Consider the following 13,221-nt stretch of genomic DNA (forward strand, 5'->3'; position numbering starts at 1 on the left):
GCTCACGTCGTTCGCGTCGCTCCCTGCTTCAAATCCCAGTCTGTCTCCGCGTCACGTGTTCACCGGAGACGCGCAGCTAAACCTGCGCGTCTCGGTTCTCTGAGAATGCGGTGGGACTGGGATTTGAACCCAGGATTCCGTGAGGAAACCTGCTTTCAAGGCAGGCGCGTTAGGCCACTCCGCCATCCCACCTTCGCACGACAGTTTTGAGTCGGATACCTAAGTGTTGTCGCTTCGCTCAGTCGCGGACGAGTTCCAACACGCCGTCGGTCGGTTCGACCCGAAGCCCCCTCTCGAAGACGAACGTCGTCGTGTGCTCGGGGACGACCCGCTCCGACTCGACCCGCGAGCGGAGCATCGGCACGACCGTGGCGAGGTCCGCACCCGTTTCGAGGACGGGAAGCATCGGGACGTAGTCGAGGCCGTGGCCCGCGTCGTCGGCGCGCTCGGCGAGCGTCTCGACTTCCGGCTCCGCGTAGGCGTCGGTGAAATCGATGGGGTCGAGGAAGCCCGAGAAGTAGACGCGCCCTTCCGTCGAGGGGCCGAGGACGACGGGCGTGCTCCGGAGCTTCATCGCCGCGCTGTCGATGTGGGTGCGCCCGAGAAGCGGCGCGACCGGGCGGACGATAGCGGCCGAGTGGACCTCCTCCTCGTTGAGGAGATGCGAGACGGTGTTGCCCGCGCGGGCGGAGAACGACGAGCCGACCTGCGGTTCGAACCGCACGCCGTCGGTGCCGCCGAGGGCGTCGGCGACGACGCTCCGAATCTCGGCCTCCGAGTCGTGGTCCCCGGCGAACTCGTCCGGGAGGTCGTCCTCGGTACGGTAGTTGACGAGGAGGTCGCCGCCGGAGCGCTCGACGGCGATACAGGCGTCTTTGAGCATCGCGGCGTAGAGCTCCGCGGCTTCGGCTTCGGTGAGCGGACTCGTCTCCGCGAGTTCCGAAAGCACCAGTCCCGGCCGCGGCGGTTCGGCGAGTACGGCGATGACCGTCATACCCTCCCCTCGCGCCGGGGAACCCTTGAACCCGCCGCTTGTGACCCGTCGAATCGGGGGGCCGCGGGGACGGAACGCTCCGCGCGCCGTCCCGTTTCAGCGACTCTGCCGACCCTTCGTCTGCCGGTAGTCCCGGCCGAACACCGACTCGCGGACGTGTTCGACGAACGCCTCGGCGTCGGCGTCGGTCAATCGCTCCGGCTCCTTCATCGGGACGAGTTCGAAGCCGCGGCCGCGGATGGTCGTCGCGTGCTCCGCGTCGACGTCGAAGCTGTCGGCCGCGCGCGTGGTGTAGTCGAACGCGAGCGCCTCCAGCGCGGCCTGCCCGACGGGGACGATGATGTGCGGGTTTATCATCCGAATCTCCGCGTTCAGGTAGGGCTCGCAGGTCGCGACCTCGTCGTCGGTCGGCCCGCGCTCGGGATGGCGACAGCGCGTGAGGTACGTGAAAAAGACGTTCTGCACGTCCGGCTCGTCGGCGTCCGGTTCGGACCGGACGAACCCGAGGTCGACGAGGATGCGCTGGACGCGCTGGCCGGCCTCGTCGCCGGTGAAGGGGACGCCCGTCCGCTCCGCGGCCGCGGTCGGAGCCTCGCCGACGAACAGGAACTCCGCGCCCACGTCGCCGTAGCCGTGGACGACCTGCTCGCGCGTCTCGCAGAGCGCCGAGCAGTTCGTGCAGTCGGTGTCCATCGAGAAGGGGTTCCGGAACTGGCGTTGGTGTGCGTCCACACCCTCGAATTCGGCTCCGGAACCAAAACCCGCCCGGTCCGCGCAGATAATCGAGTCGCACCCTCGCTGGCGGGGGGCAACCGAGTCGGCGAGTGCGTGGTGAAAGTGAACACGGGGCGAATCGGAGGAGACGCGGGCAAAGAGGGCGCAGTCGCTCGAATCGCGGAGTCGACAAAAGCGGAAGTGAACCGAGCGGAGGCGAACGCGAGTCGGACGGTCAGCGGTGTTCGGCAGTCGGGGGAGTCAGTTCAGCGGTCGATGCCGCCCTGCGCCTTGATGTCCATGATGTGGCGGACGTTCAGGTAAATCTCCTCGGGCGAGGTGTCGCCGTCGGGGTCGTAGAGGTCGCTGACGCGGTAGAGGATGGCCGACACCTGCCGGCTCTCGGAGGACTCGCCGTAGATGTCGTCGGCGATGTCGCGGAGGAACGCGACGCGTTCGGGGTCCGCGGGGAAGTCGGCGTCCGAGTCCGGAGCCATCTCCCAGTCGACCTCGTCGGGGTCCGCCTCTGGGCTCGCATCCGCATCGGCGTCCCCGCCCGCGTCGGGCCGTCCGTCGTCGCTCATCGCTCGCTGACGGTCCGCCGCTGGACGACGCCGACCATGTCGGCGATGTTCTCGGTCATCACGCGGAACGCGTCGGCCGTCTCGTCGCCGTCTTCGAGGACGATGGGCTTGCCGCCGTCGCCGCCCTCGCGGACGGCCGGGTCGAGCGGGAGCGCCCCGAGGAACGGCAGGTCGTTCGACGCGGCGAACTCGCGGCCGCCGCCCGCGCCGAAGATGTCGTGGCGGTTCCCGCAGTCGGGACACCGGAACGTGCTCATGTTCTCGACGATGCCGAGGACGTTCGTGTCGTGCTTGCCGAACATCCGAAGTCCCTTGTTGGCGTCGTCGAGAGCGACGTTCTGCGGGGTCGTGACGATGACCGCGCCCGTGAGCGGGAGCGTCTGAAGGATGGACAGTTGGGTGTCGCCCGTGCCCGGCGGGAGGTCGAGGACGAGGTAGTCGAGGCTGCCCCACTCCACGTCCTCGACGAGCTGGGTGAGAAGCTGGTGGACCATCGGGCCGCGCCAGATGACCGGGTCGTCGTCGCCGACGAGGAAGGCCATCGACATGAGCTTCATGCCGTACTTCTCCGGCGGGACGATGGTCTGGTCTTGGGTCGCCTGCGGCGCTTCCTCGGCGGCGACCATCCGCGGGACGTTCGGCCCGTAGATGTCGGCATCGAACAGGCCGACGCGCGCGCCGAGCTTCGAGAGGCCGGCCGCGAGGTTCACGGCGACCGTCGACTTCCCGACGCCGCCCTTGCCGGAGGCGACGGCGATGATGTTCTTCACGCCGGGGAGGACCTCCTCGTCGGGGTCGCGGTCGCTCGGAATCTTGGCGGTGAGGTCGGCCTCCAGTCCGTCCTCGGCGAGGACCTCGCGGATTCGACGGCCGATGTCCGTCTCCGCCGGGGAGTACGGGGCACCGAGCGCGAGCGAGATGCGGGCGGTGTCGCCGTCGACCTCGACGGCGTTCACCAGTCCGAGCGAGACGATGTCGTCTCCGAGTTCGGGGTCCTCGACCGCACGCAAGCGGTCGCGTACGTCGGCTTCGTCCATGTCCGTCACTCCGGCGGTGCGGCCGATAAGAGTTTTGTAAGGGCCGGTCGGGGATGGCTACCGAGACGGCTGCACCCGAAGACGTATATATCCTGTCTGGGAACAAACATTAGTGTCCTCTTCTCACGGTCCCGGTGCCGACGGACAAGCCCTCTCCAGACGCCGACTCCTCGCAGCGCTCGGAACCGGCGCGACGGTTTCACTCGCGGGGTGTTCGGCGATGAATCGTCGCACGACTGTCTCCGGGTCGTGGCAGACGCGCGGGTACGGCCCCGCTCGTACCGGCGCACCTGCAGACGTGTCTGGACCGAAACCTCCACTTAAGCGGCGGTGGAAAGCCGATTTCGTCGGTGACTGGAATCAATCTTCACCGGTCGTCGCCGGTGACACCGTCTACCTCGGGTCGATGACCGGAGGAATGTCTGGGAGGGAGGCCGAAACCTACCTCAACGCCTTCGACGCCAGCACTGGCGAGGGTCGGTGGACGCGGTCCATAGAGCAACACACCCCGAAACACAACAGTTCGTACGCTGACTCCCTCACCGCTAGTGACGACGGCCTCTTCATTCAGACGTTCCGTGGCCTCCGCGCCCTTGACTTCGACGGCACCGAACGATGGAAATTCGAGAATACTGGCCCTCGATTTCTCGCGGATACCTGCCACCCGGCCATCACCGACGGCGTCGTTTACACCGGAACCTACGGGTCAACACGAGTTCGGGATGACGACGACGAGTACAGCGGCTCAGAAGGTCTATTTGCTCTCGACGCCTCAGACGGGAGTCTCCTGTGGGAGTACAGACCGGACGAGTACGCGACCGACCTGACGTTCAGTCCGACTGTCGCCGATGGAACGGTCTATCTCTGCTTTCTCGGACGCGCCATCGTCGCACTCGACACCGCCGACGGCGAGGTGCAGTGGACGAGAGCGGTTCCTGTGGACACACCCGCAACCGTGCGAAACGGAACGGCGTACGTCGCAACGCAAGTCTTCCACGAGCGTGACGACACGCATGAGTACAGACTGTACGCGCTAGACGCCGAAACCGGGGAGACGGTGTGGGACCGACCCGTCGGTGGTGCGTGGTCGTCACGGGGAATCTCACACGACGGGTCTGCGCTCTATCTCTCGAGTGACCGCTACCTGCTGTCGCTCGACGCCGAGACCGGTGAGGTGCGGTGGCGTGCCTTCGGCGATGCGAGCGACTGGCACTCCGAGATTGGATGGTTCGACGATGACCACGCACCGATTTCCGGCTGGGGCGTCCCCGTCGTTATCGATGATGTGGTCTACGCGGGCGACGGCGAGTACGGAACGCTCGTCGCACTCGACAGTGAGACAGGTGAACTCCTCGATGCCGCACCGAAACGACGATGGGGAGCGAGCGGCACAGAAGGTTCACCTGCAGTCGCAGACGGTGTCGCGTTCTACACGACACCGCACTTCCTCCACGCTGTCGACACGAACGTCTTCGAGTTTTGGTGAGTTGTAACTAATACCAGTTACGCCGCCCCAGTCATCGACAGCGAATTTATCAACGTACGCTCCCAGGATTCGGTATATGGTGCTGGTGGACGACTTTGGCCGCGAGGTAACCGGCGTTCGAATCTCTCTGACCGACCGGTGTAACTTCGACTGCGTCTACTGTCATAACGAGGGCTTGGGCGACACGCGCGGGCCGATGGACCCCGCGGACGAGGAGATGAGCACTGACGACGTGGTCCGTTTTCTCGAAGTCGTCGAGGAGTACGGCGTCGAGAAGGTGAAGTTCACCGGGGGCGAGCCGATGCTCCGCTCGGACCTCGAAGAGATTATCCGCCGGACGCCGGACTCGATGGAGACGTCGCTCACCACCAACGGGACGTTCCTCGGCGACCGAGCGGAGGACCTCGTCGCGGCCGGACTCGACCGCGTGAACGTCTCGCAGGACGCCCTCGACCCCGAGGCGTTCGCGCAAATCACCAAGTCCGGCGCGTACGACAAGGTGATGGAGGGCGTCAAGGCCGCGGTCGACGCCGGTCTCACGCCCGTGAAGCTCAACATGGTCGTGTTCACGAAGACCGCGGGCCACGTCGAGGAGATGGTCGAGTACGTCGCCGAGAACGAGGGGCTACAGCTCCAGCTCATCCAGTACATGCCCGAACTGACGGGCCGCCCGGAGTGGAACATCGACATCGAGCGGGTCCACCGCTGGCTGGCCGACCTCGCCGACGAGGTGGAGGTCCGCGACATGCACCACCGCCGCCGCTACTACGTCGGCGAGGGAATGGTCGAAATCGTCGACCCCGTGGAGAATCCCGAGTTCTGCGCCAACTGCCACCGCGTGCGCGTAACACACCAAGGATACCTCAAGGGCTGTCTCAACCGCAACGACGACCTCCGTCCGATGGGCGAGATGACCCGGGAGGAAATCCGCGAGACGTTCGAGGCGGTCGTCGCCAACCGCGTGCCGTACTACGGCGAGTACCTCGTCCGCGACGGCGACGACGGCTGGACCATCAACGAAGAGTACATCGGGGCCTGAGCGGCGACCGTCCCGACGCGCGAGCTTTTCTCTTCTGACGACTTTTCGGAGCCCATGACTGTCATCGTCGAGCGCGTGGTCCTCGCGACGGACGGAAGCGAACCCGCGAGAACGGCCGCGACCCACGCGCTGTTTCTCGCCCGCGTCCTCGACGCGCCGCTCCACGTCGTCTCCGCGACCGGCACGTCGTCGGCCGCCGCCGAGACCGCCGAACCGTCCGTAAGCGCCGCCTTCGAAGCGGAGGTGGCCGTCAGCGCGGTCGTCCGTCGTGCGCTCCTCGCGGACGTCCGAGCGACCTCGGAAGTCGCCGACGGTCCGGCCGCGACCGTAGTGGAGCGCGCCGTCGGCGAGGGAGACCTGCTCGTCCTCGGGCGGCGCGGACAGACCGGTTCCGGTCGGTTTCTCGTCGGGTCGGTCGCGGAGCGGCTTCTCGGCGCGCCGCCGGTCCCGACGCTCGCGGTTCCGGCGGCGGCCACCGACCCGGACTACCGGACGGTTGCGCTTCTCGCGGACGGCGAGTCGTCGTCGGGGTCGGCTGCGCCGCTCGCCCGCCGCATCGCCGCGGCGACCCGCGCGACGCTCCAACCGCTCGCCATCGTAGACGGCCGCGATGCCGCAATCGCGTCGCCGGAGGCCCTCCGAGCCCTCGAAGCCGAGGCGCGAACCCGACTGAACGACGTCGTCGCCGCGGCCGCGAGAGACGCCGTCGAATCCGGCGGAACCGTCCGAACCGGCGAGCCCGCGGCCGAACTGCTGGCGCACGTCGAACGGGTGGGGGCCGACGTGGTCGTCGTCGGCGTCGGGGGGTCCGGCGGCGAAAACCGACGACCCCGGCCCACGGAACACCGCGCCGGCGGGGTCGTCGCCAGTCGGGTCGTCCGCCACGCGGAAGTTCCGGTCCTCGTCGTCCCGAGCGTGAGCGACAGTGTAAAACGCTGAACTAGTTTTTAGAAGTTCCATTCAATTTATACGTCCCCACTACTCAGGGTAGCGTGTTGATTGTACGTTCAGTCAGCCGGCGTTCGGCGTGGGCGTACGACCGCGTTCGTCTCTCCCCCATCCCCACCGGCGGACGCGATTCAACATCCGAACCCCACCACCCCCTCTACACTCCATGAAACTCTCACGTGCACTTGTGGTCTTGCTGGTCGTCTTGGTCGCCGTACCGAGCCCAGCGATGGCCGGTATCGTCGGCGAACCGAACCTTCAGGCGTACGCGCCGAGCAACAAACTCGTTCCCGGGCAGGAGACCTCCCTGAACGTCGTCGTGACTAACTACGGCGGCGACAGCGAGTACCGGAAGTTCTCCTCGTCGGAGAGTTCGGGAACGCTGAGCGACCAACAGCGCTCGGCGCTCGAAGCCCAGGTCAAATCGACGCGGAACGTCAGGCTCACACTCGAATCCGGTGAGGCGCCGGTCGAGGTGAACACCGCGACGCTCCCGGTCGGCGACATCCCGCACGCGACCCAGCGGGACGCCTCGTTCTCCGTCTCGGTCAAGGAGAACGCCACGCCGGGGACCTACGAGATGACGCTCGTCGCGAAGTACGAACACGACTCGTCCGTCCGCGACGACGGTGACGTGAAGAACGAAGAGGAGAAGACCGAGGAGATTCCCGTGACCGTCGTCGTCGAGCAGGCCCCGCGCTTCGAGGTCGTCTCCGTGAACACGACCGCGCAGGTCGGCGGCAGCGGGACGACCACCGTCACGATGCGCAACGTCGGGTCGCTCCCCGCGTTCGACTCGTCCGTCACCGCGACCTCGCAGAACCCCTCGATAACGTTCGGTCAGTCTGCCTCCGCGACCCGGTACGCCGGCTCGTGGGGCGTCAACGAGACGCGCCGGCTCGAATACGAGACGAGCGTCGCGTCCTCCGCCGCCGTCCAGCAGTACGCCCTCTCGCTCGGCGTGAGCTACGAGGACGAAGACGGCGTCGCCAAGCAGTCGAAGAACATCGCCACCGGCGTGAGGCCGGTGGCCGAACAGGAGTTCTCCATCGACGCCGAGCAGTCGACGCTCCGCGTCGGCCGCGAGACCACCGTCAGCGGAACGCTCACGAACGACGGCCCGCAGACGGCCCGCGACGCCGTGCTCACTATCTCCTCGAAGTCGCCGAACACGAACATCAAGGAGACCGAGTACGCGCTCGGCACCCTCGACGTCGGCGAGTCCTCGGACTTCTCGTTCTCGGTCGAAGTGACCGACTCCGCGGACGCCGGCCAGCGGCAACTGAGCTACACGGTCGAGTACCGCAACTCCGAGGGCGACACCCAGCAGTCGAAGGCCCTCTTGATGAACGCCGAGGTGAAACCCAAGCAGAACCTCTTCGGCGTGACCACGAAGAACGGGAGCATCGAGGCGGGCGGCTCGCAGACCGTCACGCTCGTCGTGACCAACAACGGCGACGAGACCTACCGCAACATCGACGCGAAGGCCTTCGCCGACAGCCCGCTGACGCTTAACGACGACACCGCGTTCATCCAGGAGCTCGAACCCGGCGAGTCGACCGAGATTCCCCTCGAACTGAGCGTCGGTTCCTCGGCCAACCCGAAGGCCTACTCCTTCGACATCGACTTCCAGTACGAAAACGAGGACGGCGAACGCAAGCTCTCTGACCAGTATCCGGTCGCCATCGACGTCACCGAATCGAGCGGCGGCGGCGGCCTCTCGACGCCCCTCGTCGGCGGTCTCATCGTCGTCGGACTCGGCGTCGTCGGCTTCCTCTGGTACCGCCGCTAACCGCCCCACTTTCCCCCCACAATGATAGACTACGAAGTGTACGTCGACCGCCTCGGCGGGTTCATCGTCGAGAACCCCGGGAGAGTCGTGGCGCTGTTCTTCGTGCTGACGCTCGTCTTCGGGGCCGGTCTCGGAAACATCTCGACCGACTCCGGCACCTCGCAGTTCACCGAGGACTCGCCCGCACAGGAAGCGCTCGACGACGTCAACCGGGAGTTCTCACCCGCGTTCGAGACGAGTTCGGGGAGCACCCAACTCATCCAACGGGACGATAACGTCCTCTCGAAACCGGCGATGCTCGACATGTTGCGGCTCCAAGAGCGCATCTTGAGCCGCCCCGACCTCCGGGCGACCTCCGCGTCGAGCGTCGCGTCCACGGTCGCCCAGACGCTCGACCCGTCGGCGACGACCATCGACGAACAGATAGGCGCGCTCGAATCGGCCTCGCCGAGCGAGGTCCGCGCCGCGGCCAAGCAGGCGACCGCGAGCCCGCAGGTCTCGTCGCTCCTGAGCGACGACTTCAACCGCCAGTCCGTCGAGGCCTCCTCGACTATCGGCGTCGTGAGTCACGAGGTCCCCGGCCTCTCGTCGAGCGCCGGTACCTCCGGAACCAGCCCGATGACGGGCATCCAAGAGGAGATTCAGACGATGACTTCCGTCTCGAACAGCGACATCCGCGTGTTCGGGAGCGGCATCATCTCCGGCGAGTTAGGCAACGTCATCGCCGACTCGCTCCTGCTCGTGGTTCCGGCGGCGGTGCTCCTCATCTTCGGGTTCCTCGTCGTCGCCTACCGCGACCCCATCGACCTGCTCCTCGGCGTCGTCTCCCTCGTCATCGCCGTCGTCTGGACGTTCGGCTTCATGGGCCTCGCGGGCATCGCGTTCAGCCAGATGCTCATCGCGGTGCCGCCGCTGTTGCTCGCGGTCGGTATCGACTTCGGGCTCCACGCGGTGAACCGCTACCGCGAGGAGCGCGTCAAGGACATCTCGCCGGTCCCCTCGATGCGGACCACCATCAAACAGCTCTCGGTCGCGTTCTTCATCGTCACCGGCACGACCGTCCTCGGGTTCCTCGCGAACGCCACGAGCGACCTCGCGCCCATCCGCGACTTCGGTCTCGTCGCGGCGGTCGGCATCATCTTCACGTTCCTCGTCTTCGGGGTGTTCCTCCCCGCGGCGAAGCTCTACGCGGACGAACTCCGCGAAAAGTACAACGTGCCCGAGTTCGCCTCCGACCCTCTCGGAAGCGAGGGTGGCATGCTCGCGCGGGTCCTGTCGGGCGGCGTCGTCGTCGGGCGGAAGGCCCCGCGGGCGTTTCTCGTGGTCATCCTGCTCACGACGGTCGTCGCGGGCGCGTACGGGACCGGCGTCGACACGACGTTCTCCCAGGAGGACTTCCTCCCGCCGGAGGACCAACCCGCCTACCTCCAACAGCTTCCCGAGCCGTTCAAGCCCGGCGTCTACACCGTCACGAAGGACCTGAACTACCTCGAAGACAACTTCGAGAGCACACAGGGTGACAGCGTGACGATATACGTCGAGGGACAGTTACGACAGGACTCGTCCCTCGAGATGATTCACCGCAACGGCGAGGACCCGCCGGAGTCGTTCGTCACGGACGACCGCCGCGCGGAGGCGACGAGCATCGTCACGGTCATCCAGAGCTACGCTGAGCAGGACCCCGAATTCGCCGCGCTCGTCGCCCGGAACGACGCCGACGGTAACGGCGTCCCCGACGACAACCTCGAGACGATATACGACGAACTCCTCAGTTCGCCGGTATCGAACCAGGCGTCGTCGTACATCACGGAGGACTACCGGCAGACGCGCATCGTCTACACCGTCGAGGGCGACGCCACGCAGGACGAAATCGTCGCCGACGGGAAACTCGTCGCCGAGCGCCTCCGCATGGACGCCACGGCGACCGGGAGCACCGTCGTGTTCAAAGGCGTCTCCGACACGATCTTGCTGTCGGCCATCGAGAGCCTCACCGTCGCGCTCGCCGCGACCGCGCTGTTCTTGGTGGTCATCTACCAGCTCCTCGAAGGGCAGTGGACCCTCGGCGTGGTGAACCTCGTGCCCATCGTCGTCTCCATCGCGCTCCTCGCCGGGACGATGCGCTATCTCGGTATCCCGCTGAACGCGCTGACGGCGACGATTCTCTCCATCGCCATCGGGCTGGGTATCGACTACTCGGCCCACGTGGTCCACCGGTTCGCCGACGAGTACAACGCCGAAGGTCACGACCTCGACGAGGCGCTTCGGCTGACCGTCGGCGGGACCGGGGGCGCGCTCACCGGGAGCATGCTCACCACGACCACGGGACTCGGCGTCCTCGCCATCGCCATCACGCCCGTCCTCGGTCAGTTCGGGGTCGTGACCGCGCTGAGTATCTTCTACTCGTACCTCACCGCGCTCCTCGTCACGCCCTCGGCCATCGTCCTGTGGGAGCAGTGGACCCAGCAGGACACCGCCACCGCGGCACCAACGTCCCCCTGACGCATCGCCTTCCAACCCCCACGCTGACGCATCGCCTTCCCAAATTCAGTTTGCCCCTGCCCCGGCCCCCACGCCCGCATCGCTCGCAGACCAGCCCACACGGACGAACCGCACGCCAACCGGCCCGCGAGGAACCGCGCGTCGAACAGCCCGCGACGAATCGCACGCGACCCGCCCACGACTCCCACGACACACCACGAACGGAACCCTCATGAGCGAGAATCAATCGAGTCCACGTATGTCCGCACTCACGAAGCTCCGTCCTTGGCTCGCCGCGATACTCGGACTGATATTCACCGGGTTCGGCCACATCTACCTGCGTCGCTGGCGACGGGCCGCCATGTGGGTGCTCCTCGTTCTCGCGGTGGCCGCGCTGTTCGTTCCTTCGGGGACGCTCGAGGCGTTGGACGCCGCCGAGACGATGTCCCCCTCGGAGTTCACCTCGGTTCTCACGGAGCTGTTGCCCCTCCTCGCGGTGAGCTTTGCGAGCGTCCTCGACGCGTTCGTCATCGGCTTCCGGCAGGCCGCCGAGGCGCAGGCGCAGGCGGCGCGCTCCACCGTCGACGACGCCGACGACTCGGCGGCGGCCGTTTCCGACCCCGACTCGGACGCCGTCACGTGCCCCGAATGCGGCCGCGAGGTCGACGCCGACCTCGACTTCTGTCACTGGTGTACCACTCGCCTCGACGAACCAACTGACGACTGAGAATCCCAACGAGACACATCATGGACGACGACCGAATCGACACCGGCCGAAGCGAGACCGAGCAGGCGATTATGGACGCCACGCTCCGGGCGCTCGCGAAACACGGCTACGCTGACCTCTCGATAAAGAACATCGGCACGGAGTTCGAAAAGAGCACCTCGCTTCTGTACTACCACTACGAGAACAAAGACGAGCTGCTCCTCGCGTTCCTCGACTACATCATCGACCTGTTCGTCGAGACCATCGACCCGGAGGCCGACGACCCCGACGCCGAGCTTCGGCAGTTCGTCGAGTACGTCCTCCCCCCGGAGGGCGACCTTTCGACCTGCGAGTCGGTCCCTCCCGGCGTTCCGGAGCCGGTCGCGGACAGCGGCAGCGTCGACCCGTTCCAGCGGGCCATCTTCGAACTCCGCACGCAGACCGTCCACGACGAGCAGTACCGAGAGAAGTTCCGGCGCATGGAGACGCACATGGTCGAGACGGTCGCGACGCTCATCGCTCGGGAGATGGAGTCGGGCCACTACCGCGAGATGAACGCCGAGATGATGGCCGAGAACCTGATGGCCTTCCTCTTTCGGAGCCTGGACGTGCGCGTCACCGGGACGCGGCTCGAATCAGCGTACGCGATGCGCGACTCGGTGTACTTCCTCCTCGACAACGTGATGCCGAAAGGGAGCCACCCGGGCGAGGCCGCTGCACGCGACGCCGACGGTAACGACGCGGATTACGACGCGTAACCGGCGTCGCCACCGTACCGAACCGACTCCTCACCGCTCGTCGTTCTCGACGAAGTCGACGACCGCCTGCGCGCCCTGAAACCCGTCGGCGAGGCGGTCGACGAGTTCGCCGTCCTCGAACAGGAGGAGCGTCGGGACGCTCCGAATCGTGTACCGTTCCGCGACCGACATGTCCGTCTGCGGATTTATCATCGCGACGACCACGTCGGTCGCCTTCGCGACGTTGCCCAGCACCGGCTCGATGCTCTGACACAGCGTGCAGCCCTTGGTGTAGATGTCGAGGAGGACGCGGTCGTGTTCGGCCACGAGGGCGTCGAGCTCTTCGACGGTCTCGATTCGGACCGGCTTCGTCGCCTCAGGAGCGGACTCTGTCGAACTCATTGACCAGAATACGTAACCGTAGTTATTATGATTTTGGTGAGATTGTGTAACACCCCACAGTTCGCCGGCGAGCGACGGTGACTCGGGGTCTCACGCGAGGTCCCTTTCGTGATGTTTAAGTAATGCCCCCGTCTCGTAACGGATGCAATCGATGTAGGGGAATGTCGTCCCCGAGTCCGGAAGGGCGAAACTAACACGAACGAAGTGTTGCGGTAGCCAAGCCTGGCCCAAGGCGCTGGGTTGCTAACTCAGTGGCGTCAAGCCCCCGGGGTTCGAATCCCCGCCGCAACGCTCACAACACGAC

The 13,221-nt window shown here is 66.2% G+C and carries 12 protein-coding genes and 2 tRNA genes; 8 read left to right on the forward strand and 6 right to left on the reverse strand.

What is annotated here, in order from left to right; genetic code table 11:
- Positions 1–108 precede the first annotated feature (108 nt).
- From C5C07_RS09725 to C5C07_RS09745, 5 genes are all read right to left on the reverse strand, one after another.
- Positions 109–192: transfer RNA gene (locus C5C07_RS09725), tRNA-Ser, on the reverse strand.
- 46 nt (positions 193–238) lie between these two features.
- Positions 239–994, reverse strand: coding sequence for a hypothetical protein (locus tag C5C07_RS09730; RefSeq protein WP_004974484.1), 756 nt, complete (start codon positions 992–994; stop codon positions 239–241).
- Between the two features lie 96 nt (positions 995–1,090).
- Complete coding sequence (locus tag C5C07_RS09735; RefSeq protein ID WP_115804995.1) at positions 1,091–1,726, reverse strand: uracil-DNA glycosylase family protein; 636 nt, start codon at positions 1,724–1,726, stop codon at positions 1,091–1,093.
- Positions 1,727–1,974: 248 nt separating this feature from the next.
- Positions 1,975–2,292, reverse strand: coding sequence for a hypothetical protein (locus C5C07_RS09740; RefSeq protein WP_115804996.1), 318 nt, complete (start codon positions 2,290–2,292; stop codon positions 1,975–1,977).
- The gene (locus C5C07_RS09745) at positions 2,289–3,329 is read right to left on the reverse strand and encodes an Mrp/NBP35 family ATP-binding protein (RefSeq protein ID WP_004974495.1); all 1,041 of its coding nucleotides are present in this window, start codon (positions 3,327–3,329) and stop codon (positions 2,289–2,291) included. The genes C5C07_RS09740 and C5C07_RS09745 overlap by 4 nt, the downstream gene beginning before the upstream one ends.
- A 220-nt stretch (positions 3,330–3,549) precedes the next feature.
- On the opposite strand from C5C07_RS09745, the gene C5C07_RS09750 reads away from it, so the two are divergent.
- The 7 genes from C5C07_RS09750 (at position 3,550) to C5C07_RS09780 (ending at position 12,536) form a co-directional block, all read left to right on the forward strand.
- Positions 3,550–4,815 carry a PQQ-binding-like beta-propeller repeat protein gene (locus C5C07_RS09750; RefSeq protein ID WP_233510332.1) on the forward strand — a complete coding sequence of 422 codons (1,266 nt, stop codon included), beginning with the start codon at positions 3,550–3,552 and terminating at the stop codon, positions 4,813–4,815.
- Positions 4,816–4,891: 76 nt separating this feature from the next.
- Positions 4,892–5,854 (forward strand): GTP 3',8-cyclase MoaA, encoded by a 963-nt coding sequence (gene moaA / locus C5C07_RS09755; RefSeq protein WP_050459785.1) that lies wholly within the window; start codon positions 4,892–4,894, stop codon positions 5,852–5,854.
- A 54-nt stretch (positions 5,855–5,908) separates the two neighbouring features.
- Positions 5,909–6,793, forward strand: coding sequence for a universal stress protein (locus tag C5C07_RS09760; RefSeq protein ID WP_115804998.1), 885 nt, complete (start codon positions 5,909–5,911; stop codon positions 6,791–6,793).
- A gap of 175 nt (positions 6,794–6,968) precedes the next feature.
- Positions 6,969–8,594, forward strand: a complete 1,626-nt coding sequence (locus C5C07_RS09765; protein ID WP_115804999.1) for a COG1361 S-layer family protein — start codon at positions 6,969–6,971, stop codon at positions 8,592–8,594.
- A gap of 21 nt (positions 8,595–8,615) precedes the next feature.
- Positions 8,616–11,093 carry an RND family transporter gene (locus C5C07_RS09770; RefSeq protein WP_050459782.1) on the forward strand — a complete coding sequence of 826 codons (2,478 nt, stop codon included), beginning with the start codon at positions 8,616–8,618 and terminating at the stop codon, positions 11,091–11,093.
- 238 nt (positions 11,094–11,331) lie between these two features.
- Positions 11,332–11,799, forward strand: a complete 468-nt coding sequence (locus C5C07_RS09775; protein ID WP_115805000.1) for a zinc ribbon domain-containing protein — start codon at positions 11,332–11,334, stop codon at positions 11,797–11,799.
- A gap of 20 nt (positions 11,800–11,819) precedes the next feature.
- Entirely contained in the window at positions 11,820–12,536 is a 717-nt protein-coding gene (locus C5C07_RS09780; RefSeq protein ID WP_115805001.1) for a TetR/AcrR family transcriptional regulator, read from the forward strand.
- Positions 12,537–12,566: 30 nt separating this feature from the next.
- On the opposite strand, the gene C5C07_RS09785 is transcribed toward C5C07_RS09780, so the two are convergent.
- Positions 12,567–12,917, reverse strand: a complete 351-nt coding sequence (locus tag C5C07_RS09785; RefSeq protein WP_050459779.1) for a co-chaperone YbbN — start codon at positions 12,915–12,917, stop codon at positions 12,567–12,569.
- A gap of 206 nt (positions 12,918–13,123) precedes the next feature.
- Here C5C07_RS09785 and C5C07_RS09790 point away from each other — a divergent pair.
- A tRNA-Ser gene (locus tag C5C07_RS09790) sits at positions 13,124–13,208 on the forward strand.
- The last annotated feature ends 13 nt before the right edge of the window (positions 13,209–13,221 follow it).

Source organism: Haloferax sp. Atlit-4N (genome assembly GCF_003383025.1).
GTDB classification, from domain to species: domain Archaea; phylum Halobacteriota; class Halobacteria; order Halobacteriales; family Haloferacaceae; genus Haloferax; species Haloferax gibbonsii.